We start from the raw sequence: 25,546 nt of genomic DNA on the forward strand, positions 1-25,546 counted from the left end.
TCAGGTGGTGGTGAGTTCGGTCAGCTCGGCGAGCACTTCGGAGGCGGTCACCGGGTCCAGTTCCGCGAAGCCGCGCACCCGCCGGTTGTCCCACGCCCCGTCCGCGGTGTCGTTGACCCAGATGTCCTCGATCCGCTGTTCGGGGAACATCTCCAGCATGCCCACCGTGATGCCCGGATCGAGGTTGATCACCACCGCGCCGCCGGGGACAGCCCGGCTGATCCAGGGTTCGATCCCGTTGTCCTGCGGCATCGCGCGCTCCCAGCCGCGCCGTTGCAGGCCGACGATCCGGCCGGTCGGCACGGCGATACCGTGGAAGCGCTTGAGCGCGTTCGCGGTGAGCTCCTCAGCGGTGAACGCGTGGACCGCCCGGCCGAGCTGCGGGAAGGGTTGCAGGATCTCGTAATCCGCGAAGACCTCGGCCCACGCCTGCAGTGCGTCGCCGAGGTGCAGCGGGTGCGCGAGGCCGATCTCGACGGTGTCGGCCAGCTCCAGCGCGTCGTCCCCGACGTCGGCGAAGGTGCGGTCCTCGGCGAGGCGGAACGCGGTGCCGAGCTGGTCGCCGTCGTAGCTCGCCCACACCAGCCTGCGCGCGATGTGCCACAGCAGGGGGTGCGCGACGAAGAGCTCCTGGAACTCCGCGAGGGTCCAGCGCCGTCCGCGCACCATCGCGGCTTCGAGTCGCCGGATCTGGTCGGCGGCCGTGGTGCGCACGTCCTTCTTCAACGTGGCGAACCGCTTGTGCGCCAAGGGGGCCAGCTCCTGGTCATCCTTCGCGCCGGGCTTGGGCAGGTCCTTGCGGCGCTTGCCGTCCGCGTCGGCGACGAAGGGCTTGAGCTGCTCGTCGAAGCCGACGACGAAGCCGCGCGGGCCGTAGTCCAGCGTCATGCTGCCGTCGGCGTCGAGGCCGAAGTCCGGGACGAGCCGGTCGGCCAACTGCTCCGCGCTGAGGCCGAGCTGGTCGGCGACCTCGGCGATCTTCTCCTGGGCGCGGGTCTTGAGGCCCTTGAACTTCGCCCTTTGCGCGACGGCGTTGAGCTGCGTCAACGCGACGTCGGTGCCGATCTCGGCGAGCACGTCCAGTCCCGCGACCGCGCGGTGATGCCCGCTCTCGCCCGGCCAGGCCAGGATCAGCGGCTTGAGCCTGCGCACGGTGTCGTCGTCGCCGATCGCGCCGAGCACGGTCAGCGCCCAGGCGTCCTTCGCCGGGGTGCCGTCGGTCCGCCAGTGCTCGAACAGGGTCCAGCCGAACTCCGCGAGCGAGGCGGGATCGCAGATCTCCTTGAGCACCGCGACGCCCGGGTAGACGTCGCCGGGCCTGGAGATCGCCAACATCATGATCGCGCTGTTCGCCGCCGCGGTCGGCAACGCGGATCTCCGGTCGCGCAACAACAACTGCGGCAGCACTCCGGCGTGGGCCCAGGCGGCCAGCTTCGGCATCTTGGCGGGGAGGACGTCGAGGGGATCGACGGCGAGCTGTGCCGCAACCGCCTCCGTCGCCTCGGGGCCGTACTCGCGCGCGACGTCGAGCACGACCGAGTTCCCGGCGCGCTTGGCGATCAGCTGGAGCGCGGTCTCTGCGGCCCGGCGTTGCGTCGCATCGGTGCCGAGCGCGGCGGGGACCAACGCGCGCACGGCGGACTCCGAATGCCGGTCGAACCAGGCGGTCGCTGTGGTGCGCAACGACTTCAGTCGGACGAGCCACTCCGCCATGCAGACGGCGATCTCGCTGTCGAAGTAGGGCGCCAGGAAGCTGGCCCAGTGGGTCGGTCGCGCCCTCGCCAACACGAGAACCAAGGGCAACGCGTCCAGCTCGAAGCGCGCGATCATCCTGGCCGCGAAGTATTTACCGCCCTCGTGCTCGGTGGGGCGCCAGTCCTTGAGCAGCGGTCGCGCGATCTCCTCCGGCGCGGAGGCGAACAGCCGGATCGCCACCCACAGGGGCACGTCGCCCTCGTGGAAGTCGCGCGCGGAGAACGCCCAGCCCCCGTTCTGCTGGTACTGGGACGAGTTCTCCCATTGCTGCCGCTCGTCGTCGATCCACACCACGTGCCGCTCGGCGGGCGACTGGAGACCGGTGATCACGATCGGCTCGGCCTGCTCGCGCTTGACCGTCCACGGTGGTGAGACGAGCACGCGCGGTAGGCAATCCTCCGACGCGTCCTCGACCTGCGGCGTCACCTCGGCCGCGGTGCTGAGTGCGACTGCCGCGGCGGGCTCCAGGGGCGGGAGCACCTTCTCTTCCAGAGCAGGATTTGCCAGGACATGGCTCTGCACGACGACGGTGTCCTCGTCGGTCGACACCGGCGCTGGTTGTGGCTGCGGCCCTGGTTCGGGTGCGGTGGGCTCACCCGCCTCGCGGTAGCCCTTGCGCTCCTTCTCGGCGATCAGCTTCTCGGCATGGCTGCGCGCGGCCTCGACCGAGGCCAGTTCCTTGGCCTTGACCTGGCCGTTGGTCCCGATCCGACCGAAGCGCACGATGACCGTCGCACCCGCGCGTTCGAGCTCCCAGAACTTCTCCGAGCCGCCGCCGACGAACTCCCACCGGCGTGCCGCCGTACCGAGCTGATCCATGTCGCGAGACCATACGGAGGGGGTCCGACAACGTCGGCGAAGCAGGAACGCAAGCTTGATCAACTTCCCGCGCAACTACTCAGTCCGTCGGCGATGACGAGTGAGCTGACGGGGCAGGACCGGGTCGAACTCGACCTCGGGGCCGTGGTCGGCGCGGCACACCTTGGCGTCGGTCCCGGCAAGAATCATGAGGGCAAGCGCTGGCCGCCCCGGTTCAATGCCTGTGTGACTCTCGTCGTGACCAGCGAGAGAAAGCCGAACGCGCGACGAGGCGAAGTTCTGCGCCCCCACCTCGAAGTCGTGTGAGGGGCATGGTCCCCAAGTGGTCCCCGAGCCGTCCCAGAGATGATCTTCACCAAGATCGACTCCGGGAACGAGAAGAGGCCGCCTCACCTCAGCTGTTGCTGTGTGAAACGACCTCTCATCCGACCGTCGGGACGACAGGATTTGAACCTGCTACCCCTTGACCCCAGAACATCGGGGTTGGACTTCCCACAGCTCAACGCATGCGAGACTGCCGCGCGCGATGTTCGTCGAGTAGGGCGTTGTTCAACCGCGTGCGTTGCGTGTGGTCCCCAGATAGTCCCCAACACGCGGTAGAAGGAGAGCGGCGACCGTGCTGCCGTCGTAGTTGCGATAGACAAGCTCAGGGGTCTCGTAACACCGTGAACTTGGTCGGCAGCTGATCAACTTGACGCTCTCTAAGGCGTCGGGACGAGCCAACGGACGCGTAGCGCCGCCGTGCAAACCGCTGAACTGCAACTGGGCTTGGCCCCCCATGCCTCTACTGCTCGTCGGGCCAGGGATTCCTGCAAGGCTGCAGCCAGCTGATGTGCATAGACCTATGATTCGCTGGTCCGGACGGGTGGATAGCGAAGAAATCGGAGAAGACCGTCCTGCGGTGGACCAGGATGGCTGGCGATGACAACCAGGACGCTCATCTCATGACCGGTCGAGGTGATTTGACCGACGCGTGGCTGCGCCACGACGTGGCCCGCTTCCTCTGGGACCTGCTCGAACAGGACGAGTTCGCCGACGAGATCCAACGCCTGGCATTGGACCCGCAGGACGTGGTGAAGGCCATGGCGAGTGATCCCGTCATGATGGAACTCGGTCGCGGCACCTACGGTCCCTTGGAAGATCGACACGAGGCACTTGAACAGTTCAAACGGACGAAGCCTGAGCAATGGACTGGCGGGTGGCGTCCCAATCGATCGCAGCGACGCGCACTGTACGCCTCGGCCGCCATTCTTGCGGCGCTGATCCTGCAACTCGTTTTGGCGGATGAGTGGCTGCCGAAAACGTTCGCCGCAGTTGCCGTTACTGTGGCCGGTAGCGCTTGTTTTATCCTTGCATTATTTGGACTTCCTGACAATGCTATTTCCCAGCTTCGGTGGATGACAGAATACGTTCATCTCACGGTCAAGCTGCCTGCTCGATGGTGGTCCCAACGTCGCGTGCTTCGCGATCGTGTCATCGTGCCGGAGTTGAGGAAGTGGTTGCACCGGCAAGCAAAGACTTCATTCGCAGTAGAACTGTGCTTGCGAGACGCCAGCGGGTTGTCCCTTCCGCCGACAGGATCCACCCTTGTAGAGACGGCGGCTGTTCAAGCGTGTACGCGAGAGGTGAACCGGGAGATGCCGGGTGCAGTTGGACTGGCCGGATCCCGAGGTGTAGGAAAAAGCACGATTATTGAGCAAGCTGCACGCAATGGGTTTACTCATGAATCTCGTTCGGAAATGTTGGGTGTAATAACCAGTGCGCCTGTTCGGTACGACTCTCGAGACTTCGTGCTACACATCCATGCCTGCCTCTGTCGTGCCGTTATCGACCATCTTGTCGAGTACGGAAAGCCGACAGGGAGCGAAACGGAAAGGCACTGGTGGAAGCTGTATCGCTCCCACATCCGACGCGCCTACCTGAGCTCGGTGGTCAGTACTGCAGGGCGCGCGGTGCTGCGGCTGGCGGTGGCATTCGGCTTTGGTGCGATCGCCTGGGGATGGCCCCATGACTACGGCCTCGCCATTGGGCGAGGTGCCCTGGCATTCGTCCAGGACGTCTGGGCGTCTCCGTTGGCCGTGTTGCGCAACATGACGTGGCAGCAGGCCGCTGCCGCAGTGTCTGTGTTCCTCGCCATCAGAGTCGGCTGGATGTTGCTCAGAAAACTCCTCTGGCCGCCGGTGGCCGGTGCGGCGCTCGGCACATGGCGCCTCTTCTTGCGAAGCAGCGACCGCAAGTCACCGGATTACTCGGCTTTGCGTGATGTGGCCGAGCAGCACCTGCGCGCGATCCGATTTCTGCAGACTCACACCAACGGATGGTCAGGCAAGGTCGCCGTCCCTCTGGGCTCCGATGCGGGAGTGACGCGCTCACTCGCCCGCGCAGAGCAACCCTGGACCCACCCGGAAGTCGTTGCCCGGCTCCGGGACTTCCTTTCCCTGGTCGTGGACGTGCTCCAGTTCGGCCCGGCACGGACGAGCGGAGTGGTGGTGGCCATCGACGAGCTGGACAAGATCTCCGATCCCGATGAAGCACACCGGTTCCTCAACGAGATCAAGGGAATCTTCGGTGTCAAGCACTGCCTCTTCCTGGTCGCAGTCTCCGACGACGCTCTCACCGCGTTCGAGCGACGCGGTATCCCGGCACGTGATGCCTTTGATAGCGCCTTCACTACGATGATCCATGTCCAACCGTTCACCCTCGACGAGTCACGCACATGGCTGGCGTTACGGGCGCTGGGCATCCCCGAACCCTTTGTCTGGCTCTGCCATTGCCTGTCCGGTGGGTTGCCGCGCGAGCTGGGACGCGTCGCGATCGCCCTGCACGATCTTCAGGGCGCCTACACTCATTTGGCCGAAATCACCCACGCCCTGATCCGCCAAGACCTGAGCCTGAAAGCCAGAGCCTTCGCGCACACCGCGGTCTCTCTGGGACGCACCGAAAAGGATGACCCCTCCCAGCCTCACACTTTGATCAAGAATTTGCAGGAAATGCAGACAACTAACCTCATGAGCCTCGACGATCTCGCAGATCAAATCTGGTCATCTGAAGGCAGTGCGCCGGTGAACGAGTTCGACAGGCTGCGCAATGAAGCTGCCTGTTACCTCCTGTTCTGCCACACTCTAGTCGTGCTCTTCCATGACGAACTTAAGCCTGGCGATCTCCGGCTCTGCGGGACCTCTAGCGCATGTGCCACAACCGAGCCTGCGGCCGTGATTGCGCAGTTGGCTTTAGTGCGGCAAACCATGGCCGTCGACACGTTGTTGGTCCGCCTACGGCTCGCCGAGTTTCGAGACAGAATTAAGCCCGCCTTCTCCCATCGCATGTCTTCGTGGAACGTCTCGGGGTGAACACAGCTTGGGCTGGTTAAGGAGCGCTCCACCAACGCAGGACCTGTGATCGCAAGAAGCAACCACATCGCGGAGGTTTGCCGTCGATGGGAGGAGAGGGGTAAGGGGCCGCGGCTCTTTAAGCTGCGTGGACCGAGCGGCTGCACCATGATCAGATTGCCGCCGCCAGGCACGTAGCGCTCCCAAAGGTCGAGATCCTTCGAGGGGCTAAGCCCAAGCGTCCACCGTCGGCAGACAACAGAAGCTCGTCGCGCGACTGTGCTGTCCTTTCGCAGCCCGGCCATCGTCGACAGCGTCTCCTTCACCTACCTCATCACTCACGCAGCAGACAGCGGCGGCGAGCGCCGCTTCGAACTCGGCGCCACTGGGCACGGCCCGAGCGGCTCGCGACTCGCCCAGCGCCTCAGCCAGCACATCCGCGACTGGAACCGCGACCGGACAGCTCAACCACGCATCCTCGCCGCGCCCTACACGTTCCCGGAGAATGAGCTTCCCGACGGGATGTTCATCACCAAGCAACACGTGCGACTCGGCCTGGCGTGAACGCGCGCGACGTTCGGAATTTCAGGAAGGTGCTCCTGCGCCGCGGTTGGCGGGCTGGCTCGGCGACCCGCCAACCGCAGGAAGCTCGCCCAACTGCGGTACGCGCTGGCGGCGGTGAGCTTGTCAAGAGTTGAGAAGCGGCATCGGAAGTCTAGCGAGTCAAGGGGTCAACGAGCGGCGTGCTCGACCTCGAAGTCCGTGCCAAGATCAAAAAAGAAGGCTCTTCGCAGTGTCTGACCTGCGAAGAGCCTTCCGACCGTCGGGACGACAGGATTTGAACCTGCGACCCCTTGACCCCCAGTCAAGTGCGCTACCAAGCTGCGCCACGTCCCGGTCTGTCTGCGCTCTCTCAAGCGCTGGAGAAAGATTAACGCACGGCTGATCAGGTTCCTAATCGGGGGTTGTCAAAGCTCTGACCTGCGGTGTTGCTCAGGGTGGGAGGAGGGCGGCGCCGACGGCGAGCACGGCGAGGGCGAGGGTGGCGAACAGCAGGTCCACGGCGAGGCGGACGCGGCGGAACTTGAGGCGGGCGATCCGGCTCAGCGCCCGCCAGCGGCGGTCCCGCCAGGCGGCAAGGTCGGAGTCGGTGATCTCGAAGACGCCGGGCACGGTGGTCGGGCGGATGACGAGCATCAGGCTCACGACAGCCGCGGTCCAGGGGAGCAGGGCGGACAGGCCGAGGACGGTGGTCGCCTGGGTGATCGAGTCGCGGCCGAGGTTGGCGATGGCCACGCCTGCGGTGACGGTGAAGGTCGCGATGAGCAGCAGGTCGCGGGCCTTGCCGTCCAGGCGCTTGAGCTCGTCGCGGACGTCGGCGAGTTCGGCGGCGAGCACGTCGGGGTCATGCGGCACCGGAGGCGCCCTTGTTCAGTTGGCCGGACAGGCCGCGCGGGTTCGGGCGGATGACGAGGGTCGCCCTGTCGCCGGGGCGCAGGCGGCGCGCGGCCTCGCCGAGGTGCACGAACAGCGTGAGGGTGTTGCCGCGCTGGTCCTTCACGGCGACGAAGCCGTAGCCGCGCTCGGCGAAGACCTTGGTGAACTCGGCGGTCACCCGCCAACCCTCCTGCACGAGCGCGCCCGCGACGGGGCGGCCGTTGGGGCGCAACGGTTTGATGGGCACGAAGCGGACGGTCTTGCCCCGGACGAGGTTCTCCTTCGGCACGGCGAGGAACCTGCGGTCGACGAAGTACTCGCCCCGCTCGGTGCGCAGGGAACCCCTGCCCTTCTCGGCGCTCCACTGCTCGACGGTGCCCTGGAGGACGCCGTCGGTGGCGGGCGCGGGGACGTTCTGCGAGTGCCGCAGCGTCGCGTTGCGCGCCCCGAACTCGCTCTGCGACCAGATGATCTCGTAGTAGCTGACGCGGTGGCCGAAGCCCTTCAGGCCCACCTCGCCCGCGAGGTGGTACTCGTTGGTCGGCCTGTCCAGCGCGTGCCCGATCTCGGAGCTGATCCGCGTCATGTCCGCGGCGTGGAAGGTGTTGGCGTCGATCCACACCGCGTTCGGGGCGGCGGCCGAGGACAACCGGGACGCGAGGTCGGCGGTGCTGCCGATGACGTCGGTGGTCTGCGCGGGGGTGCGGTACTCGACGATGTGCCCGGTGGCGATGCCCACCGTGCACTGGCAGTTCTGGATCAGCGAGGTTTCCTGCTGGAGCCTGCGCAGCTGCTCCTGCAGGCGGATGCCCGCCCGGATGGCGTTGCCGCTGCCCGCCGCGTCGAACATCGCGAGCACCCCGTCGCCGAGGTACTTCACCACCTCGCCGCCCTCGTGCTGGACCGCCTCGGTGACGATGTCCAGGAACTTGCCGATGGTCGGCAGCCAGTTGACCTCCGCGGTCCGCTCCTTGAGCTTGGCCGAGTCCACGATGTCGGCGAACATGATCGTCTTGCGCGGCCGGTCACCGCTCCTGAGCGCGTCGCTGAACACCTCGAAGTACCTCACTGCGCCTCCTCGGACTCACCTCAAGGGTGATCGAGAAGGCCCTGGCTCGGCACCGCCCCGTCCCGCACCGCAAGGAAACCGCGTCCTGCCCGAGATATGTCCACAGTGGACTGCCCGAGGGGAGGCGGCTCTCCCGGGTGCGCGCAGGAACAAAGATGTGCGCAACGGACACGAAAGTGCCGTCTTTCCCCGTCCGGTGGGGAAAACCCAGGATGGAACCGTGAAGACAGTGATCATCAGCGGTGGGACGAGTGGAATGGGCCGCGAGACGGCACTGCGCCGGCTGGACAGGGGCGACAACGTCATCGTGATCGGCAGCAGCGAGGCCAAGGGGCGTGCGCTGGTCGAGCAGGTGTCGAATCCGAACCTCCACTTCCTGCGTGCGGACCTCTCGTCGGTGGCCGAGGTCGAACGGGTGGTGCGCGAGGTGTCCGACCGGCACGAGTCCGTGGACGCGCTCGCCCTGTTCGCCAACCGGGTCAACGCCGAGCGGGTCGAAACGGCGGACGGCCTCGAAGCCACGTTCGCGCTGTACTACCTGAGCCGGTACCTGTTGAGCCACCGGCTCCGCCCACTGCTCGACGCGAGCGCGCACCCGGTGATCGTCAGCGTCGCCGGGGTCGGCGTCACCGCGGGGCGCGTGCACTGGGAGGACCCGCAGCTGACCGCGAAGTACGGGCAGGTTCGAGCGCAGTTGCAGGCGGGGAGGGCGAACGACCTCCTCGGGGTGGCCTTCGCGGAGGAGGGCGGTGGGCGGGCGCGGTACGTGCTGTACCACCCGGGCTTCACCCGGAGCGGCTTGGACGGCGCGTCGAACCCGGTGGTGCGCGGGGTGATCAAGGTGGCTGCCCGGCTCTTCGCGCGGTCGGTCGCCGAGTCCGTGCGCCCGGTCGTGGACTGGATCGACCGGCCGCCGACCGCGCCGCTGACCGCCGTCGATCGCGGGCGTCCGGTCGGCACGGCGCTGCGCACCCTCGACAGCGCGGATGCCGCGCGCCTTGCCAGGTACACCGAAACCCTTGTGCAGTAACGAAAAATGATCGAAAGCGGTGAATTCACGGGGGTCGCCTCCCTTCCGTCATCAGTGATAGCCGGGGGGTGTGAATCCGTCAAATCCGCATCGTTGCCGTGACTGTCGGACCCCCGGTCTACCTTCGCCGTGATGACTCCACCGAGCTGCCGGACCGGCGGTTCGCGTGCCGGACGGGACGGGAGGAGCTCCACTGTGGACGGTGTGGTGCCGCGTTCGCCGCCGACCGCCGCCGCCGGGTCGGGGCGTCGCGGAGTTGACAGATGATCTTTCGCGCTGTCGCGGCGACGCCGGCGCCCGGCGCGCGGGAGCGCCGACCGCTGTGCAGGGCCGAGCGGGTCGCGTCGTGCGGGGACCATTCGCGTCCTTTTCCTCCCTATTCGTATTTCGGTGAGAGGAATGGTTGGTCTTTGCCTGAATAAATGGAAGTGGGGCAACCTCGCGGATCGATGGCCCCTGCCTGCGGCTTTGTCGCCGGTGCAGGCCGGGACACGAGTCGGCGAGGCCGTGTGGCAGGCTTTTTGCGCTCACGTTCGACGACGGTGTGCAGGTGGAGGTCGGTCAGTGACCCGGGCCGGGGTGAGGGACTGGGTGGCGTCGGTTGTGGAGGCTGAGGCGTGAACGACGAACGCGACCGGGGCGGCTATCCGGGCCGCCGTGGCCAGGCGCGGTCCGGACCCGAGCACCCCACCGAGAGCACCGGCTTCTGGAGTCCGGAGTGGGACGAGGACGAGGCCCAGCCCTCGCACGACCCCCGGCGACCGGAGCAGCACCGCGGTCAGCAGCCGAACCGCGCGCCCACCCCGCCACGGGGCAATCCGGTGAACCAGCCGCCCGGCCGAGCCGGTTCGCGGCCGCCCGGCCCCGGCGGACAGCGCCCCGGCCCCGGCGCGCCCGACGGGCGCGGTGGCGGACAGGTACCGCCTCGTGGCCAGGACGCCGCTGGTGCGCCGAACCGCTCCGGCGACTCGCGCAACGGCTCCGGAGGACGGCCGAACGGGCCCGGTGGCCCTCGGAACGACCCGGGAGCGCCGCGTGGCGGGCCCGGCGCGGGTGTTGCCGGGGCCGCGGCGGCCGGTGGCGCGCTCGGTGCCGCCGGTGGCCCTCAGGGCGGTGGCCCGCGCGGTGGCGGCCAGCAGGGAGGTCCGCAGGGCCCTGGGCCGAACCGGGGACCGCAGAACGGCGGCCAGCAGAACGGCGGCCTCCGCAATGGCGGGCCGCAGAGCGGTGGTCCCCAAGGGGGCAGACCCCAGGGTGGTGCTCCCCAAAACGGGCCGCGCGACGGTGCCCCCGGCATGCCGAACGGGCAGGGAGAGCCGCGCGAGGGCGCTGGGGCGCTCGGCGCGTGGGATGACCGAGGAGCCGGTCAGCGCGGGCAGTACGACGCCACGAGCGTGGTCCACCGCGGCGGGAACGGGATGGCGCCGGGAACGGAGCTGATCCCGGGACCCAACGGGCCGAACGGCGCGCGCCCCGGCAGCGGACCGCGCGGGCACAACGACCCCACGAGCGTGGTGCACCGCGGCGGTGCGCCCGGCGGCGACGGTCCGCCCACCACGGTCTTACCGGGGGGGAGGGTGCGTCCTGGCGCTCCGGTGCCGCCGAGGCGGGACCCGGGTGACGCGCCGACTGAGTTGATCGAGCCGGAGACGGAGATCATCGACCTCGTCGACGACGAGGACGACTACCCGCGCGAGCCGCAGCTGCTCACCCACCGCGAGCCGGACGACGACGAGTACGACCAGCACGCCGAGGACGGCGACGAGGACCGCGAAGACGACGACGAAGCAGCGCTCACCGAGGAGGAAGAGCGCAAGCTGCGCAAGAAGAAGATCTGGAAGCGCGTCCGCCTCGGCTGCTACATCGCGGCGGCCGTCGGCGTGATCGGACCGGTCATCGCCTTCGTCATCACCTACTTCCTCGTCTCCATCGACGACCCGAAGGACGTCATCGCAGCCCAGGAGAAGACGGTCACGCTCCTGTTCTCCGACGGCGAGAAAGAGATGAGCAAGCTCGTGCCCCAGGGCGGCACGCGCGCGTACGTCTCGCACAACGACGTCCCCAAGATCGTGCGCGACGCGGTGACCGCGACCGAGGACGCGTCGTTCTACACCAACCCCGGTTTCGACGTGGTCGGCATCGCGCGCGCGGTGCTCAACCAGATCACCGTCGGCGTCGGCGGCGGCTCGGGCATCACGCAGCAGTACGTCAAGGTCTCCACCGGCAACAAGGAGAACAGCCTCAGCCGCAAGTGGAAAGAGCTCGTCAAGTCGTTCAAGATGAACAACGAGCAGACCAAAGACCAGATCATGGAGGCCTACCTCAACACGATCCCGTTCGGGCGCGGCGCGCTCGGGATCGACGCGGGGGCCAGGGCGCTGTTCGGCAAGAGCGTCAAGGAGGTCACCGACCCGGCGGAGGCCGCGCTGCTGGCCACGGTGATCCAGGCGCCGTACCGGTTGGACCCGGAGAAGAACCGGGCGGAGACCGAGCAGCGCTGGCGCAAGCACGCGCTGCGGCGGATGGCGGAGAACGACTACATCACCCAGGCGCAGGCAGCATCCCTCCCGTTCCCCAAGACCGTGCCGCGCGCGGAGGCGATGAAGCGCAACCCGGTCTCCGGGCCCACTCTGCACATCCAGGAGCAGGTGATCGCGGAGCTGGAGGGGATGGGCTACACCGACGACAAGCTCAAGCGCGAAGGGCTCACGGTCGTCACGACCATCGACTCCAAGGCGCAGCAGAGCGCGGAGGCCGCGGTCGCGAAGTACATGAAGAACAACAAGGAAGGGCTGCGCTCCGCGCTCACCGCCGTTGACCCGAAGACCGGTGGGGTGCGCGCCTACTACGGCGGCGAGAACGGCACCAGCACCGACTACGCCGACTCGTTGCAGGAACCGGGGTCCTCCTTCAAGCCCTTCGTGGCGCTCGCGGCGCTGCAGAAGGGGATCGGTATCGGCACGCCGTACGACGGCACCTCCGGTATCGAGATCGCGGGCAAGGCGCGGGCCAACTCCGGCAACAAGAGCACCTGCGGGACGCAGTGCTCGATCCGGGACGCGATGACGCTGTCGGTCAACACGGTCTTCATGAAGATCACCGCGGACCTGAACCCCAAGCGCGTGGTGGACGCCGCCTTCTCCGCGGGCATTCCCGAGTCGCAGCGCGCCGGGCTGGTCGGCACCGACGGCTTCCCGGACATCAACATCGCCATCGGTGGTGGTGACACCCGCGTGCGCCCGAGGGACATCGCCGGCGCCTACGCGACCTTCGCCGCCGACGGGGAGACCCGGCCGACGCACTTCGTCAGCAGGGTCATGAAGGCCGGGCAGGACGTGCCGCTGTGGGACGAGAAGGACAAGATCACCGCGCAGAAGAAGCTCGACTCCAACGACTCCGACAACAACAAGCAGTTGGCGCGCAACGTCACCGAGACGATGGTGGACGTGGCGAAGTCCTCCAACCTCGCGCTGAGCAAGAACCGGCCGGTCGCGTCGAAGACCGGTACGCACGAGAAGGACAAGACCGAGAACGCCAAGGCGTGGATGGTCGGCTACACCCCGCAGATCTCCGCGGCGGTGTGGGTCGGCAAGGACGGCTTCCAGGCCATCCGGGGTGACTGCTGCGGGGTGCGCAACCACCCGATCTACGGCAAGGACGAGCCGGGGCACATCTGGAAGGAGTTCATGGACTCCTACCTCAACGGTGTGCCGGTCATCCCCTTCCCGAAGGCGGACCCGATCGGCCAGTACGACGACCCGGTGACCACGACCACCGCGCCGAGCAGCACCACGCCGATGACCACCACGCCGCCGTCCGGGTCGAGCTCGCCGAACTCACCGTCGGCCCCGCCGTGCACGACGAGCTTCTGGACGCCGACGTGCCCGTCCTCCAGCACGAAGAAGACCACGACCTCGCAGCCGCCACCGGAAGAGGGCGGCGACAGCTAGAAATTCGCGCGCGAACGGCGCCGGGGACGACCTATCCTCGGCGCCAACGCGTTGACGGAGACGAGTAGCCGGGGGAGCACGCGGGCGGGCAGAGAGCCGCTGGTAGCTGGGAAAGCGGCCCCGCGCCCTTGGCGAAGACCCTCCTGAGCGCGGGGAGGAACGGCGTCCGCGCCCCATGCCCCGCCGGGTGGCCCCCGTGACCGGGCCGCGACGAGTCCGCCCCGCCTCGCGGTGGGGCGGAGAAGGTGCGGTGGTACCGCGAGTCCCCTTCTCGCCCGCGCCCCCAAGGGATCGCGCGCACACCAGGAGTGTGGATGATGATCTCACGTTCTCTCGCCGCCGACCTGCCCACCCGCATCGGCGAGCGCGTCCGCCTCGCCGGGTGGGTGCACCGCAGGCGCAGGCTGAAGTCCGTCACGTTCGCCGTTCTGCGGGACCGCTCCGGGCTGGCCCAGGTGGTCCTGCCCGGGGAAGCGGAGGCGCTGCCGCCCCAGGAGTCCGTCGTCGAGGTCAGCGGCCTCGTCGTGGCCAACCCGAAGGCGCCGGGCGGGGCCGAGCTGGTCGAGCCGGTGATCACGCCGCTCGGCGAGCCCGCTCGGCGGCCGGTGTTCGACCTCTACCGCCCGACCGTCCCGGCCGCGCTGCCGACGATCCTGGACAACGCCCCGATCGCGTTGCGCCACCCCGGTTTGCGCGCGCGGTTCGAGATCGCCGCCGCGGGTGTCGCCGGATTTCGGTCCACTTTGGACAGACTTGGGTTCGTCGAGACGCACACGCCCAAGATCGTGGGCTCCGCGACGGAGTCCGGGGCGAACGTCTTCGGCATCGACTACTTCGGCCGCCGCGCCTACCTGGCCCAGTCGCCGCAGTTCTTCAAGCAGGCGCTGGTCGGGGTGTTCGAGAGGGTCTACGAGGTGGGGCCGGTGTTCCGCGCCGAGCCGCACGACACCACCAGGCACCTCGCCCAGTACACGAGTCTGGACGCGGAACTGGGCTTCATCGAGGACCACCGCGACGTGATGTCCTTGCTGCGCACCACGATCGCGGGCATGGTCGACGCGACGGCCGAGCGGGCGGGCGCGGCGCTCGACCTGCTCGCTGTGAAGCTTCCCGTTGTGCCGCAGGAGATCCCGGCGGTGCACTTCGCCGAAGCGCAGGAGTTGATCGCGCGGCACGCGGACGAGGACCCGCGTGGCGAGCCCGACCTGGCGGCCGCGCACGAGCGGTGGCTGTCGGAGTGGGCGCTGCGCGAGCACGGCTCGGAGTTCCTGTTCGTCACCGGCTACCCGATGGCGAAGCGGCCCTTCTACACCCACCCGGAACCCGGGAACCCCAGGTACTCCAACAGCTTCGACCTGCTCTTCCGAGGGTTGGAGCTGGTGACGGGCGGGCAACGGCTGCATCGGCACTCCGACTACCTGGCCGCGCTCGCCGAGCGGGGTGAGAGCCCGGAGTCCTATGCGGACTACCTCGCGCCGTTCGCCGGTGGGATGCCGCCGCACGGTGGTTTCGCCATCGGCTTGGAGCGGTGGACCGCGCGCGTGCTCGGAGTGTCGAACATCCGCGAAACCACGTTGTTTCCGCGTGATCTCACCAGGTTGTCGCCTTAGCCTGCGGTCGTGACCAGCTATGACCGTCGCGGATTCGCGTTGGCCTACGTCGAGGCGCTGAGGCCGCCTCTGGGTGCCTCCGACTCGGAACGCGACATGCCCAGCGGCATGGGCGCGCTGTTCATGCTCTTCCGCAGCACGGCGGTCTCCTGCAGCGAGGTGCGCGGTTCGGGCTTCCTCGAAGCGGGTCTGCTGCACGAGCAACTGGAAGAGGCTGGGGTGCACGAGCGGGTCACGGCCGACCTGGAGCGCGTCAGCGCGTGCGGCACACAGCTGCGCGCCGCGTACCTGGACGTACTGGAGAGCCTGCTCGTCGCCATGCTGGGCGATCGGGCGGACCGGGTGGTCTCCGAGGCGGAGCTGCACGCCATCGGGGTGAGCACGACCCGGCCCGACCCCTTCGACTACGACTGGGATCTCTAGGAACCGTCGACCTCGTGCAGGGTCGCCGTGCGCGCGGTGACCCGCACGTTGTCGGCGGTGACGTCGGTCAACCTCAGGTAGGGCAGTGGGATCGGGATCATCGGCAACCCGTTGCCGAGCGTGACCGGGATGATGCCGAAGAGCTTGCCGGACAAGGAATCCGCTGTCAGCGCGACGGTGTTCATGCGGGCGCTGCTGACGTGGAACTCGGTACGGCCCTGCGCGGTTTCCAGAGTGGCGTCGACGATGTCCAGCGACTCGGTGTCGATCCCGACCGAGGAGCCGAGGCCGGGGTTGATCGTGCGCGCGGTGACTTCCTTGGCGCGCAACCGGTTGCGGGTGTGGCGCTCGCGCGCGGGGGCTTGCCGGAGACAGGCGGCGAGGATGTCGGCGGCGGCGCGCTCGTCGGCGCTGCCGGGCTGGGGCACGGTCTTGGGGAGTTCTTCGATCGCGCAGCTCGGTTCGCTGTGAGCAGGGACTGCGGTGGCGGCGAACAGCAGGAGCGCGATGCCGGTCCTCACCGCGTTTCGCCGGACTGCCAGGCCAGCGCGAGGGAACCGGAGACGAGGGCGAGGAGCATGCCGACCAGGAACCCGCCGAGGTTGGCCACGAGGTAGGCGACGAAGGCCAGCAGCAGCACGCCCGCGCCGATCACCCTGGAGCGGTGCGGGTAGCGCCACAGCGCGAGCCCGCCCGCGATGAGGCCGATGGCGGTGAGCAGGGAGCCGATGCCACCGATGCCTTGCACGAGCAGGAACTCGTAGCCGGTGACCGGCAGCAGCACGATCTCGGCGCCCGCGGCGACGGCGAGCAGCCCGGCCGCGAAGGGCCTGCCGCCGCACCAGGTGGTGAAGCGCTGGTCGAGGGTGGTCATCAGAAGCACTCCTGGCGGCCGGCCTTGACGGTGATGCTGAGCCCGGTCATCCGGAAGGTGCCCGCCGTGGTGGTGCTGGCGTTGGCCTTGAGATCGCTGATCACGATCTTCTCGGCCTGGTGGGCGTAGTCGCCCGCGCGGCCGGTGATCCCGGTGGCGCCGTCGAGGCGGGCCGCGTCCACGCCGAGGGTGAGGTTGGTGGCGGTGGCCTCGGCGCGCATCTCGCTGAGGTTGAGCACGAGGTCGCGCGCCTCGACCGGCTTGTCGCCCCCGGCTTCGGCGCGGATGGTGACCGCGCCGAGCGGGGTGGGCACGAGTGCGGAGAAGCACAGGCCGCTGACCAGCGCGGAAGCCATCCCGGTGACCGCCATGGGGGAGCGGGCCGCCGCGCCGAGGCCGACGAACTGGGCGAAGCCCTTGCCCTCGACGCGTTTCGCGGAGAACTTGAAGTTGGTGCCGGACAACGCGAACGAGGTGGGCAGCGCGGCGCTGGCGGTGGCGTAGACCAGGCCGCCGGCCAGCGCGAGGCTCACGGTGACGATCACGGCGAAACGGGACCAGCGGGTTCCTCCGGCGCGGCGGGCCGGGGCGTCCTCGGTCATGCGGGACCTCGCAGACGGGCAAGGGGGACAAGGGAAACCGCTGAATACTAGGGCCTCACCCCTGAGCGGTGGACACCTGATCAGGGGTCTACCGGAAAGGGTGGTCCGACCAGGTGCTTCCCTGTGCCGGACCACCCCGGTCAGCTCACTTCGTGGTGGCCAGGTAGATCGTCCTGGCGCCGAGGACGAAGGCGTCCTTGCGGTTCAGCACGCCCGCGGGGTCCTCGGGGTCGAGCAGCCGGGCGAGCGTCGCGGAGTCCTCCTCGGACAGCCGGTCCGCGCCGAAGTCGCCCCACCGGGTGACGATGTCACGCATGTACGCACGGGTGCGCTCGTCGATCGGCGCGGGGTGGTCGACGAGGAAGCTCCTCGTGCCCGCGTGCCGCATCCCGGCCCGGCCGATCATCGCGGCCCAGTCCTCGACGACGTCGACCTTGTCCGCCAGCTCCTCGCGCATCTCGGCGAAGCCGGCGCTCACCGCCACGTCCAGCCTGGCCTGGAAACCGACGCGGCCGATGCCGATGTCGCGCGGCAGGAACCGGAACGGCAGCCCGCCCTCCATCAGGGCGAGCACGCCGCCCGGCCGCAGCATCCCGGCCAGCTGGGCGAGCGCGGCCTCCTGGTCGCCGAGGTGGTGCAGCACCTGGCCGATCCAGATCACGTCCGCCGTGCCCAGCTCGCCGAGATCGTCCGGGAGCTGGGCGTGGCGGGTGCCGATCCGGACGCCGAGCCGGTCGGCGCGCGCCTGTGCCAGCTCCAGCAGCGCAGGGGCTCCGTCGACCGCGACGACCTCCGCGTCGGGGTAGAGCCCGGCGAGGTGACAGGCCGCGATGCCCGGCCCGCTGCCGATGTCCAGCACGCGCTCCGCCTTCGGCAGAATCCCTTGCAGCCACTGGAAACCCTGCTCGACGAGCGGGAACATCACCTCCCCTTCGAGCTCCATCGCGGCGCCGCGCGCGTTCCAGTCGAGGTGTTCGTGGTGGTTGTGCCCGTGGTGCTTGTGCCCGCTCACAGTCCGTGGACCCTTCTCTCCGGTGCGGCCTCGTCCAGCACGAGGTCGCCGTTGACGTACATGCCGACCTTCGCGCCCTGGGCGGCCGCGACGATCACTTGTGCCATCGGGTCGACGACGTTGCCCGCCGCGTACACGCCCGGCGCGGTGGTGCGCCCGTCTTCGGTGTGCTCGGCGCCGAGCTGGGTGAGCAGGGTGTCGTTGGCGGCGAACACGGTCGGGACGAACAGCGCCGACCGCTTGACGCACGAGCCGTCGGTCAGCTCGACCCCGACGAGTTCGTCGTTGTCCACCAACACCTTCACCACGTCCTCGTCCACGACGCGGATGCCGCGCGCGAGCAGCTTCTCGCGGTCCTGCTCGGCCAGCTGCGAGCCGAAGTAGGTCACGTCGGCCGACCACTGGCGCAGCAGCAGCGCTTGGTGCGCGCCCCTGGGGTCGGTGCCGAGGACGCCGAGCGGCTGGTCCCGGACCTCCCAGCCGTGGCAGTATGGACAGGCCGCCACGTCCCGGCCCCAACGCTCGCGCAGTCCCTCGATCGGGGGGAGTTCGTCGCGCAGACCCGTTGTCACCACAAGCCTCCGCGCCGACACCGAGTCGCCGTCGGCCAGCTCCACCACGAACCCGGCGCCGTCCCTGCGCGCGGACACGGCTCGCCCTCGGCGGATCTCGCCGCCGTAGCCGACGACCTCGGCCCGGCCCACCGCGAGCAGTTCGCCCGGCGGCATCCCGTCCCTGGAAAGGAAACCGTGCATGTGCGCGGCGGGCTGGTTGCGCGGCTCGCCCGCGTCGACCACCAGCACGCTCCTGCGCGCCCTGCCCAGCACCAGCGCCGCGCTCAGTCCCGCCGCGCCGCCGCCGACCACCACCACGTCGTGCATTCCGACCACCTCCTGAGCCGACAGTGCGCCCGAGACAGCGGTCTTGACAAACTTTGTTGCTGATTCTGCAATTATGGAATGGACGCGGTCGAAGCGGTGCTGAACGAGGTTGGTCCGAAGCTCAAGCGGGTGCGCAAGGAGCGCGGAGCCACGCTCGCCGCGCTGTCCAGGGCCACCGGGATCTCGGTGAGCACGCTGTCCCGCCTGGAGTCCGGGCAGCGCAAACCCAGCCTGGAACTGCTGCTGCCCATCGCCCGCGCGCACAAGGTCCCGCTGGACGAGCTCGTCGGCGCGCCCGAGGTCGCCGATCCGCGCATCCGGCCCTCCGCGGTGCTCCACGGCGACATCACCGTCTACCCGCTGACCCGCCAGCCCGGCGGTCTCCAGGCCTACAAGATGATCATCCCGCCGAGCCGGGACACCCCGAGCCCGCGCACCCACGAGGGCTACGAGTGGTTCTACGTGCTCAGCGGGCGGCTGCGCCTGGTGCTCGGCGAGCACGACGTGGTCATGCGGACGGGGGAGGCGGCGGAGTTCGACACCCGCGTCCCGCACTGGTTCGGCTGCGCCGGGACGCGGCCCGCCGAGATCCTCAGCCTCTTCGGGCCGCAGGGCGAGCGCATGCACCTGCGCACCGGCTCGCGCGACCGCCGCGGTGCAAAGCCCTGAACGACCCGTTCAGGTACTCCAACGCACCAAACGACCCGTTCAGCGCGCTCAACGCACCAAACGGGTCGTTCAGGGCTTGGGAGCGCCCCCAATGGGTCGTTCGGGTACTTCGAACGCACTGAAAGGGTCGTTCGGGGAGTTGAGGTACCTGAAGGGGTCATTCAGGGCTTCAGCGTGGGCGGCTTAACGGTGTGCGTGGCGTCAGTGCACGCGGAGGCCGGAGAAGGCGAGGGTGCAGACGGCGTCGGCGAGGGCGTCCTGGGTGATGTCGCCGCGCGGGCGGTACCACTCGATCACCGAGTTGATCATGCCGAAGAGCAGGCGGCTGGTGACCGAGGGGTCGATGTCGGAGCGCAGGTCACCGTCGGCGGCCGCCTGCTTCACCAGGTCGGTGACGAGCTGGTCGAACTCGCGGCGGCGGGCGAGCGCGGCGCGTTCGACCTTGGTGTTGCCGCGCACGCGGAGCAGCAGGGTGACGAACGGCAGGCGCTCGACGAGCACGGCGACGCTGCGCCGCACGACGTGCTCCAAGCGGTCGATCGCCCGGCCCTCCTGGGAGCGCGCCTCCAGCGTCACCGCGAACAGGCCGTCCAGCGCGCGGTCCATGGCCAGGCGCAGCAGCTCCTCCTTGCTGGTGACGTGGTGGTAGATCGCGGACTTGGTGATGCCGAGCCTGCGCGAGAGCTCCTCCATGCTCGTGCCGTCGTAGCCGCGCTCGTTGAACAGCTTCACGGCGATGGCCAGCAACGACTCCAGGTCGTAGCCGGGCCGCCCGCGTCGGACGCTCTGCTCAGCCATCGTGCCGCCGATCGATCACGCGCCGCAGCTTACCGACCGAGCGCTCCAATGTGGACGGTTCGACGATCTCGACGTCAACGGTGACGCCGACGCCGTCCTTGATGGCGCGCAACAGCTCGGTCGCGGCGCCGGGGAAGTCCTGGCCCGGCGCGGATTCCACGCGCACGGTCATGTGGTCCATCCGGCCGCGCCTGGTCAGCAGCAGCTGGAAGTGCGGGGCGAGGCCGCGAGTGCGCAGCACGATCTCCTCGATCTGCGTGGGGAACACGTTCACCCCGCGCAGGATGATCATGTCATCGCTGCGGCCGGTGACCTTCTCCATGCGCCGCATGGGTCGCGCGGTCCCGGGCAGCAACCGGGTGAGGTCGCGGGTGCGGTAGCGGATGACCGGCATCGCCTGCTTGGTCAGCGAGGTGAACAGCAGCTCGCCGTGCTCGCCGTCGGGCAGCGCCGCACCGGTGGAGGGGTCGACCACCTCGGGGTAGAAGTGGTCCTCCCACACGTGCAGGCCGTCCTTGGTCTCCACGCACTCGCTGGACACGCCGGGCCCGATCACCTCGGACAGGCCGTAGATGTCCACGGCGTGGATGCCCATCCGCTGCTCGATCTCGGCGCGCATCTGCTCGGTCCACGGCTCCGCGCCGAAGATCCCGGTGCTCAGCGAGGAGGTGCGCGGGTCGATGCCCTGCCGCTCGAACTCCTCCAGCAGCGTCAGCATGTACGACGGCGTGACCATGATGATCTCGGGCTCGAAGTCGGTGATGATCTGCACCTGGCGCGCGGTCATGCCGCCGGAGGCCGGGATCACGGTGCAGCCGAGGCGTTCCGCGCCGTAGTGCGCGCCGAGCCCGCCGGTGAACAGGCCGTAGCCGTAGGCCACGTGCACCTTCTGGCCGGGGCGCCCGCCCGCCGCGCGGATGGAGCGGGCCACGACCTCCGACCACATGTCGATGTCGCGCTGGGTGTAGCCGACCACGGTGGGCTTGCCGGTGGTGCCGCTGGAGGCGTGCAGCCTGCGCACGTCCTCCTGCGGCACGGCGAACATGCCGAAGGGGTAGTTGTCGCGGAGGTCTTCCTTGGTGGTGCACGGGAACTTCGCCAGGTCCTCCAGCCCCCGGCAGTCGTCCGGGTGCACGCCCGCGTCGTCGAACTTCTTGGTGTAGAAGGCAACGTTGCGGTACGCGTGGCGCAGTGTCCACTGTAGACGTTCGAGCTGGAGCGAGGTCAGCTCGTCGACCGACATCCGCTCGGCGGCGTCCAGGCTCGCCGGGTCGGGGGCGGGACCGAGTCCGCGTTGCCGTTCCAGGGTCACGACGTTCCTCCGATCACCCGGCTGCGGCCGCGGAACTCGGCGATGAGCCGATCTCCGCTGTGCACCGAGACGTCGTAGATACCACTGCGCCCGTAGCGCGCCCGCTCGGTGGCGACGGCGGTCAGCTCCTCGCCCTCCTTGGCTGCGGCGACGAAGCTGATGTCCGCCCCGGCGGCGACGGTGACCGGGCCGTGGCTGTTGCACGCGAAGGCGAAGGTCGAGTCGGCGAGCAGGAAGACGTGCCCGCCGTGGACGATCCCGTGCCCGTTGACCATGCCGGCGGTGATCCGCATCCTGGCCGTCGCATGGCCGATCCCGGCTTCCACCAGCTCGATCCCGGCCGCGCGCGAGGCGTTGTCGGCGTCGTACATCCGCCGGACGGGGTCGGGCACCTGCGGCTGTGACACTCGCTGACCTGCCTTGCTGGCTGACCGACTGTTCGGTTAAGAATGTGGATCTGGAATCGGGGTGTCAAGAGCGGAGGACGGCATGTCCGAGGTGTTCCTGGTCGACGGCGTCCGGACCCCTCAGGGCCGCTACGGCGGCGCGCTCGCGAAGGTGCGGCCCGATGACCTGGCCGCACTGGTGGTCGGCGAGGTCGTCCGGCGCTCCGGAGTTCCCGCAGACGCCATCGACGAGGTGATCCTCGGCGCGGCCAACCAGGCGGGCGAGGACAACCGCAACGTCGCGCGGATGGCGGTGCTGCTGGCCGGGCTGCCCGAACACACGCCCGGCTACACGGTGAACCGGCTCTGCGCCTCCGGGCTGACCGCCGTCACCTCCGCCGCGCAGGCCGTGCGCGCTGGTGAGGCCGATGTGGTGATCGCGGGCGGCGTCGAGTCGATGACGCGCGCGCCGTGGGTGATGGCCAAGCCGGGGACGCCGTGGGCGCGTCCTGGCCAGGTCTTCGACACCTCGCTGGGCTGGCGCTTCACCAATCCCGGGTACGACGCCAAGACCACGCTGTCGATGGGCGAGACGGCCGAGGAGGTCGCCGCGCTCGACGGCATCACGCGCGCCGACAGCGACGCCTTCGCGCTGCGCAGCCACCACCGCGCCGTGGCGGCCGTGGACGCGGGTCGCTTCGACGCGGAGCTGGTCGCGGTCGGCGACGTCACCGCCGACGAGGGCCCGCGCCGCGAGACCACTCTGGAGAAGTTGGGCAAGCTGCGCACCGTCTTCCGCGAGGACGGCATCGTCACCGCCGGCTCGTCCTCGCCGCTGTCCGATGGCGCGTCCGCGATCGTGGTGGCCAGCGCGGAGGCCGTGCGCCGGTACGGGCTGACCCCGCGCGCCCGCGTGGTCACCGGCGCGAGCGCGGGCGTGTCCCCGCACGTCATGGGCCTCGGCCCGGTGCCCGCGACCGAGAAGGCATTGGCGCGCGCGGGCTGGGGGATCGGCGACCTGGACGCGGTGGAGCTGAACGAGGCTTTCGCCGCCCAGTCGCTCGCGGTCGTGCGCCGCCTCAAGCTCGACGAGGAGCGCGTGAACGCCGATGGCGGCGCGATCGCGCTCGGGCACCCGCTGGGCTCGTCCGGCTCGCGCCTGGTTGTCACGCTGCTCGGGCGGATGGAGCGCGAGAACGCCCGCCGCGGCCTCGCCACCCTGTGCGTCGGCGTCGGCCAAGGCACCGCCCTGCTCGTGGAAGCGTTGTAAGGAGAATGGCCATGGGACCGAAAACCGTTGGTGTGATCGGCGGCGGCCGGATGGGCGCGGGCATCGCCCAGGTCTTCGCCGCCGTGGGCGCCGGGGTCACCGTCGTGGAGGGCTCCGCCGAGGCCGTCGCCGCCGCGCGGGACCGCCTCGCGACCGGGCTGCGCAGGGCGCACGAGCGCGGCAAGCTCGACGGTGAGCCCGCCGACGTGCTCGCGCGCGTGGTCTTCGTGACCGAGGTCGGCGCGTTGCCCCAGGACGCCGAACTGGTCGTCGAGGCCGTGCCCGAGGTGATCGGCCTCAAGCTCGACGTCCTCGTCTCCGCCGAGCAGGCCGTGGGGGAGGGCACCGTGCTCGCCACGAACACCAGCTCGCTGTCGATCACCGAGATCGGCACCGCGCTGGACCGGCCGCACAACTTCCTCGGCATGCACTTCTTCAACCCCGTGCCCGCGTCCACGCTGATCGAGATCGTCAGCGGCCCTTCGACCGCGCCCGCGACCACGGAGCGCGCCCTGGACTGGGTGCACGCGCTCGGCAAGACCGAGGTCCTGGTCAAGGACTCGCCCGGCTTCGCGACGAGCCGCCTCGGCGTGCTGCTCGGCCTGGAGGCCATCCGCATGCTGGAGGAGGGCGTCGCCGACGCGGAGTCCATCGACCGCGCCATGGAGCTCGGCTACCGGCACCCCATGGGGCCGCTGCGGTCGACCGACCTCGTCGGCCTCGACGTGCGCCTGGCGATCGCCGAGTACCTGCACAAGACGCTCGGCGAGCGCTTCGCCCCGCCCGCGCTGCTGCGCGAGAAGGTGGCTCGCGGTGAACTCGGCCGCAAGTCCGGTCGCGGTTTTCACGACTGGACCTGAGACGACTGGAGCTGGGCTCTTCCCAGCCCACAAACCCCACCCGCAGGGGTCTCTAACAACCACGAACCCGAACGTAGGGGGCGGTTAGCGACTGCGGGGAGTGGGGTTCGGTGGTCTTGAAGGCTGTCCAAGCTGACCGGCGTTCGCGGCGGCAGTCTGTTTGCTCGGCTTGTGCGGACGCGGTCTAGGGATCAACTTGTTCCGCCGATGAGCAACCAGCGTCCAGATCCCCAGCTGGTCACGGGTGATCATGCTTGCCTGCTCCAGCTTCACCAGTGCCGTGTCGATCTCCTCATGGGCGGCCCGCCCTCGCAATGACTCGTACAGGCCCAGCATTCCCCAGGTGCCGCGCGGCACGGTCTTCAGGCAGCTGATCACGGCAAGATCGATAACAGTGAGTTCCACGGAAACCTCGACCTCTCGCCAACTTGAATATGCAAGTTACGCTAGCGTGCGCAGCCTGGGTATGCAAGCTGTGCGGGTTGTCGCTCTACGGCAGTTCGATGACGTACCGGAACGAATATCGGTCGGTGGGCACCAAGGAGTCGAGTACTTCGAGCGGGCGCCCGAGCTCGTCGTAGGCCGTGCGCAGGACTCGCGCGACCGGCACGCCGTCCGGAATTTGCAGGGCCTCGGCCTCGGCGGGCAACGGCAGCCGGATGTCAAGATCCTCGACGAACCGACTCAGCCGACTTCGCAGTGGCCCCTGTGGGTCTTCGATGATCGAGTGCACACCTCCCCTGATGAGGCGCTTCTCGGCGACGGCTGTCCCACGAAACAACTCCGCCACGTAGTAGCCGTCGCAGAACTGCATGGGGCTGCCGTCAACAACGAACAACCTCCTCCGGACGATCACTGGTGTGTGCACGCTGATCGCGAGCCGGTCGGCGATGTCAGCGGGTGCCGGGCACTCCGAGACGTCGAGCAGTTCTTGCGTGGCGTGATGGCCCTGCGCGGCGGCCTCCGCGTTGAAGTTGCTCAGCCCGCCTTCTCGGTTCGCGCGATAGTTCGTGCCTGTCAACAGCATCTTCACGCGCGGTCGCGGTCGCACGAACGCTCCGCGTCCTTGTTCGGAGACGACCAGTCCTTCCGATCTGAGCAAGGCGATGGCTTTGCGAACCGTGGCTCGTGTGGTGCTGTGTTCCTCGGCCAGTTGGTTTTCCGAGGCGAGCTGGTCGCCGGGAGACACGCGGCCACTGATGATGTCCTCTCGCAGTACCCGCGCGATCCGTCGAAATGGCGGCAGACTGGTTGACATCGTGCCCCTGGCTCTTCTGTTCGGTGGGACTGGTTGGCCCGGCAAGAGAGTACGGGCGGAGGGGAATCAGCCCGTGTAGGACCAGCCGGTGATGGCATCGACATCGACCCGGATCACCGGTCCGGTCGGCGGGTTCTCCCGGTACTGGGGGTACTTGTGGCACAACCAGGCCACGGGTTCGGCGCGATCCGGCTCTGTCGCG

General features: G+C 68.8%; 23 protein-coding genes and 1 tRNA gene. 10 read left to right on the forward strand and 14 right to left on the reverse strand.

Features of this window, described 5'->3' with window-relative positions:
* Window positions 1–2,574, reverse strand: a complete 2,574-nt coding sequence (locus CCN37_RS21090) for a WGR and DUF4132 domain-containing protein (RefSeq protein ID WP_086823781.1) — start codon at window positions 2,572–2,574, stop codon at window positions 1–3.
* A gap of 93 nt (window positions 2,575–2,667) precedes the next feature.
* Between CCN37_RS21090 and CCN37_RS39115 the strand changes: the two genes are divergently transcribed.
* From CCN37_RS39115 to CCN37_RS21100, 3 genes are all read left to right on the forward strand, one after another.
* Window positions 2,668–2,880, forward strand: a complete 213-nt coding sequence (locus CCN37_RS39115) for a hypothetical protein (protein WP_143261717.1) — start codon at window positions 2,668–2,670, stop codon at window positions 2,878–2,880.
* 605 nt (window positions 2,881–3,485) lie between these two features.
* A complete protein-coding gene (locus CCN37_RS39120) occupies window positions 3,486–5,924 on the forward strand; it encodes a hypothetical protein (RefSeq protein ID WP_143261718.1) in 2,439 nt (812 codons plus the stop codon).
* 258 nt (window positions 5,925–6,182) lie between these two features.
* Window positions 6,183–6,467 (forward strand): hypothetical protein, encoded by a 285-nt coding sequence (locus CCN37_RS21100; protein WP_086823783.1) that lies wholly within the window; start codon window positions 6,183–6,185, stop codon window positions 6,465–6,467.
* A gap of 259 nt (window positions 6,468–6,726) precedes the next feature.
* On the opposite strand, the gene CCN37_RS21105 is transcribed toward CCN37_RS21100, so the two are convergent.
* From CCN37_RS21105 to CCN37_RS21115, 3 genes are all read right to left on the reverse strand, one after another.
* A tRNA-Pro gene (locus tag CCN37_RS21105) sits at window positions 6,727–6,800 on the reverse strand.
* A 96-nt stretch (window positions 6,801–6,896) separates the two neighbouring features.
* Window positions 6,897–7,319 (reverse strand): hypothetical protein, encoded by a 423-nt coding sequence (locus CCN37_RS21110; protein WP_086823784.1) that lies wholly within the window; start codon window positions 7,317–7,319, stop codon window positions 6,897–6,899.
* On the reverse strand, window positions 7,309–8,409 hold the full coding sequence (locus CCN37_RS21115; RefSeq protein ID WP_143261719.1) for an adenylate/guanylate cyclase domain-containing protein: 1,101 nt from the start codon (window positions 8,407–8,409) through the stop codon (window positions 7,309–7,311). Before CCN37_RS21115 ends, CCN37_RS21110 begins: the two co-directional genes overlap by 11 nt.
* 220 nt (window positions 8,410–8,629) lie before the next feature.
* On the opposite strand from CCN37_RS21115, the gene CCN37_RS21120 reads away from it, so the two are divergent.
* The 4 genes from CCN37_RS21120 to CCN37_RS21135 all read left to right on the forward strand — a co-directional run bounded on the left by CCN37_RS21120 (window position 8,630) and on the right by CCN37_RS21135 (window position 15,422).
* Window positions 8,630–9,439, forward strand: a complete 810-nt coding sequence (locus CCN37_RS21120; protein WP_210408135.1) for an SDR family NAD(P)-dependent oxidoreductase — start codon at window positions 8,630–8,632, stop codon at window positions 9,437–9,439.
* 617 nt (window positions 9,440–10,056) lie between these two features.
* Complete coding sequence (locus CCN37_RS21125) at window positions 10,057–13,389, forward strand: transglycosylase domain-containing protein (protein WP_143261720.1); 3,333 nt, start codon at window positions 10,057–10,059, stop codon at window positions 13,387–13,389.
* A 317-nt stretch (window positions 13,390–13,706) separates the two neighbouring features.
* Window positions 13,707–14,999 carry an aspartate--tRNA(Asn) ligase gene (gene aspS, locus CCN37_RS21130; protein WP_168200775.1) on the forward strand — a complete coding sequence of 431 codons (1,293 nt, stop codon included), beginning with the start codon at window positions 13,707–13,709 and terminating at the stop codon, window positions 14,997–14,999.
* Between the two features lie 9 nt (window positions 15,000–15,008).
* Window positions 15,009–15,422, forward strand: coding sequence for a hypothetical protein (locus CCN37_RS21135; protein WP_086823789.1), 414 nt, complete (start codon window positions 15,009–15,011; stop codon window positions 15,420–15,422).
* Here CCN37_RS21135 and CCN37_RS21140 read toward each other — a convergent pair.
* The 5 genes from CCN37_RS21140 to CCN37_RS21160 all read right to left on the reverse strand — a co-directional run bounded on the left by CCN37_RS21140 (window position 15,419) and on the right by CCN37_RS21160 (window position 18,791).
* Window positions 15,419–15,943, reverse strand: coding sequence for a hypothetical protein (locus CCN37_RS21140; protein WP_086823790.1), 525 nt, complete (start codon window positions 15,941–15,943; stop codon window positions 15,419–15,421). The two genes, CCN37_RS21135 and CCN37_RS21140, sit on opposite strands and share 4 nt — an antisense overlap.
* The gene (locus tag CCN37_RS21145) at window positions 15,940–16,296 is read right to left on the reverse strand and encodes a DUF6114 domain-containing protein (RefSeq protein WP_086823791.1); all 357 of its coding nucleotides are present in this window, start codon (window positions 16,294–16,296) and stop codon (window positions 15,940–15,942) included. The genes CCN37_RS21140 and CCN37_RS21145 overlap by 4 nt, the downstream gene beginning before the upstream one ends.
* Window positions 16,296–16,898, reverse strand: a complete 603-nt coding sequence (locus tag CCN37_RS21150) for a DUF6230 family protein (RefSeq protein WP_086823793.1) — start codon at window positions 16,896–16,898, stop codon at window positions 16,296–16,298. The genes CCN37_RS21145 and CCN37_RS21150 overlap by 1 nt, the downstream gene beginning before the upstream one ends.
* 145 nt (window positions 16,899–17,043) lie before the next feature.
* The gene (locus CCN37_RS21155) at window positions 17,044–17,910 is read right to left on the reverse strand and encodes a trans-aconitate 2-methyltransferase (RefSeq protein ID WP_246843209.1); all 867 of its coding nucleotides are present in this window, start codon (window positions 17,908–17,910) and stop codon (window positions 17,044–17,046) included.
* Window positions 17,907–18,791, reverse strand: coding sequence for an NAD(P)/FAD-dependent oxidoreductase (locus CCN37_RS21160; protein WP_086823795.1), 885 nt, complete (start codon window positions 18,789–18,791; stop codon window positions 17,907–17,909). The genes CCN37_RS21155 and CCN37_RS21160 overlap by 4 nt, the downstream gene beginning before the upstream one ends.
* Window positions 18,792–18,869: 78 nt before the next feature.
* Here CCN37_RS21160 and CCN37_RS21165 point away from each other — a divergent pair, with 78 nt between their 5' ends.
* Window positions 18,870–19,460, forward strand: coding sequence for a helix-turn-helix domain-containing protein (locus tag CCN37_RS21165; protein WP_086823797.1), 591 nt, complete (start codon window positions 18,870–18,872; stop codon window positions 19,458–19,460).
* A 201-nt stretch (window positions 19,461–19,661) separates the two neighbouring features.
* On the opposite strand, the gene CCN37_RS21170 is transcribed toward CCN37_RS21165, so the two are convergent.
* The 3 genes from CCN37_RS21170 to paaI form a co-directional block, all read right to left on the reverse strand.
* Window positions 19,662–20,258, reverse strand: a complete 597-nt coding sequence (locus CCN37_RS21170) for a TetR/AcrR family transcriptional regulator (protein WP_086823798.1) — start codon at window positions 20,256–20,258, stop codon at window positions 19,662–19,664.
* Window positions 20,251–21,501: a phenylacetate--CoA ligase PaaK gene (gene paaK / locus CCN37_RS21175; RefSeq protein WP_086823816.1), complete on the reverse strand. Its 1,251-nt coding sequence runs from the start codon at window positions 21,499–21,501 to the stop codon at window positions 20,251–20,253. The genes CCN37_RS21170 and paaK overlap by 8 nt, the downstream gene beginning before the upstream one ends.
* A 65-nt stretch (window positions 21,502–21,566) precedes the next feature.
* Complete coding sequence (paaI, locus tag CCN37_RS21180; RefSeq protein ID WP_086823800.1) at window positions 21,567–21,941, reverse strand: hydroxyphenylacetyl-CoA thioesterase PaaI; 375 nt, start codon at window positions 21,939–21,941, stop codon at window positions 21,567–21,569.
* 118 nt (window positions 21,942–22,059) lie between these two features.
* Between paaI and CCN37_RS21185 the strand changes: the two genes are divergently transcribed.
* Window positions 22,060–23,226 carry a thiolase family protein gene (locus tag CCN37_RS21185; protein WP_086823802.1) on the forward strand — a complete coding sequence of 389 codons (1,167 nt, stop codon included), beginning with the start codon at window positions 22,060–22,062 and terminating at the stop codon, window positions 23,224–23,226.
* A gap of 11 nt (window positions 23,227–23,237) precedes the next feature.
* Window positions 23,238–24,086 carry a 3-hydroxyacyl-CoA dehydrogenase family protein gene (locus CCN37_RS21190; protein ID WP_371504685.1) on the forward strand — a complete coding sequence of 283 codons (849 nt, stop codon included), beginning with the start codon at window positions 23,238–23,240 and terminating at the stop codon, window positions 24,084–24,086.
* A gap of 84 nt (window positions 24,087–24,170) precedes the next feature.
* Here the strand turns inward: CCN37_RS21190 and CCN37_RS39125 are convergent, their stop codons facing one another.
* Both CCN37_RS39125 and CCN37_RS21195 read right to left on the reverse strand, forming a co-directional pair.
* A complete protein-coding gene (locus tag CCN37_RS39125) occupies window positions 24,171–24,491 on the reverse strand; it encodes a hypothetical protein (protein ID WP_143261721.1) in 321 nt (106 codons plus the stop codon).
* Between the two features lie 85 nt (window positions 24,492–24,576).
* A complete protein-coding gene (locus CCN37_RS21195) occupies window positions 24,577–25,344 on the reverse strand; it encodes a GntR family transcriptional regulator (protein WP_086823806.1) in 768 nt (255 codons plus the stop codon).
* Window positions 25,345–25,546 lie beyond the last annotated feature (202 nt).

Origin of the sequence: Allokutzneria sp. NRRL B-24872, assembly GCF_002155965.1 — a bacterium.
GTDB lineage: Bacteria > Actinomycetota > Actinomycetes > Mycobacteriales > Pseudonocardiaceae > Allokutzneria.

Excerpts from the sequence above, each read along its gene's own strand:
- CCN37_RS21150 (WP_086823793.1), bottom strand. The coding sequence starts at position 16,898 with ATGACCGAGGACGCCCCGGCCCGCCGCGCCGGAGGAACCCGCTGGTCC.
- aspS (WP_168200775.1), top strand. The coding sequence starts at position 13,707 with ATGATCTCACGTTCTCTCGCCGCCGACCTGCCCACCCGCATCGGCGAG.
- CCN37_RS21165 (WP_086823797.1), top strand. The coding sequence starts at position 18,870 with ATGGACGCGGTCGAAGCGGTGCTGAACGAGGTTGGTCCGAAGCTCAAG.
- CCN37_RS39120 (WP_143261718.1), top strand. The coding sequence starts at position 3,486 with ATGGCTGGCGATGACAACCAGGACGCTCATCTCATGACCGGTCGAGGT.
- CCN37_RS21145 (WP_086823791.1), bottom strand. The coding sequence starts at position 16,296 with ATGACCACCCTCGACCAGCGCTTCACCACCTGGTGCGGCGGCAGGCCC.
- paaK (WP_086823816.1), bottom strand. The coding sequence starts at position 21,501 with ATGTCGGTCGACGAGCTGACCTCGCTCCAGCTCGAACGTCTACAGTGG.
- CCN37_RS21170 (WP_086823798.1), bottom strand. The coding sequence starts at position 20,258 with ATGGCTGAGCAGAGCGTCCGACGCGGGCGGCCCGGCTACGACCTGGAG.
- CCN37_RS39115 (WP_143261717.1), top strand. The coding sequence starts at position 2,668 with ATGACGAGTGAGCTGACGGGGCAGGACCGGGTCGAACTCGACCTCGGG.
- CCN37_RS21190 (WP_371504685.1), top strand. The coding sequence starts at position 23,238 with ATGGGACCGAAAACCGTTGGTGTGATCGGCGGCGGCCGGATGGGCGCG.
- CCN37_RS21185 (WP_086823802.1), top strand. The coding sequence starts at position 22,060 with ATGTCCGAGGTGTTCCTGGTCGACGGCGTCCGGACCCCTCAGGGCCGC.
- CCN37_RS21160 (WP_086823795.1), bottom strand. The coding sequence starts at position 18,791 with ATGCACGACGTGGTGGTGGTCGGCGGCGGCGCGGCGGGACTGAGCGCG.
- CCN37_RS21195 (WP_086823806.1), bottom strand. The coding sequence starts at position 25,344 with ATGTCAACCAGTCTGCCGCCATTTCGACGGATCGCGCGGGTACTGCGA.
- paaI (WP_086823800.1), bottom strand. The coding sequence starts at position 21,941 with ATGTACGACGCCGACAACGCCTCGCGCGCGGCCGGGATCGAGCTGGTG.
- CCN37_RS21090 (WP_086823781.1), bottom strand. The coding sequence starts at position 2,574 with ATGGATCAGCTCGGTACGGCGGCACGCCGGTGGGAGTTCGTCGGCGGC.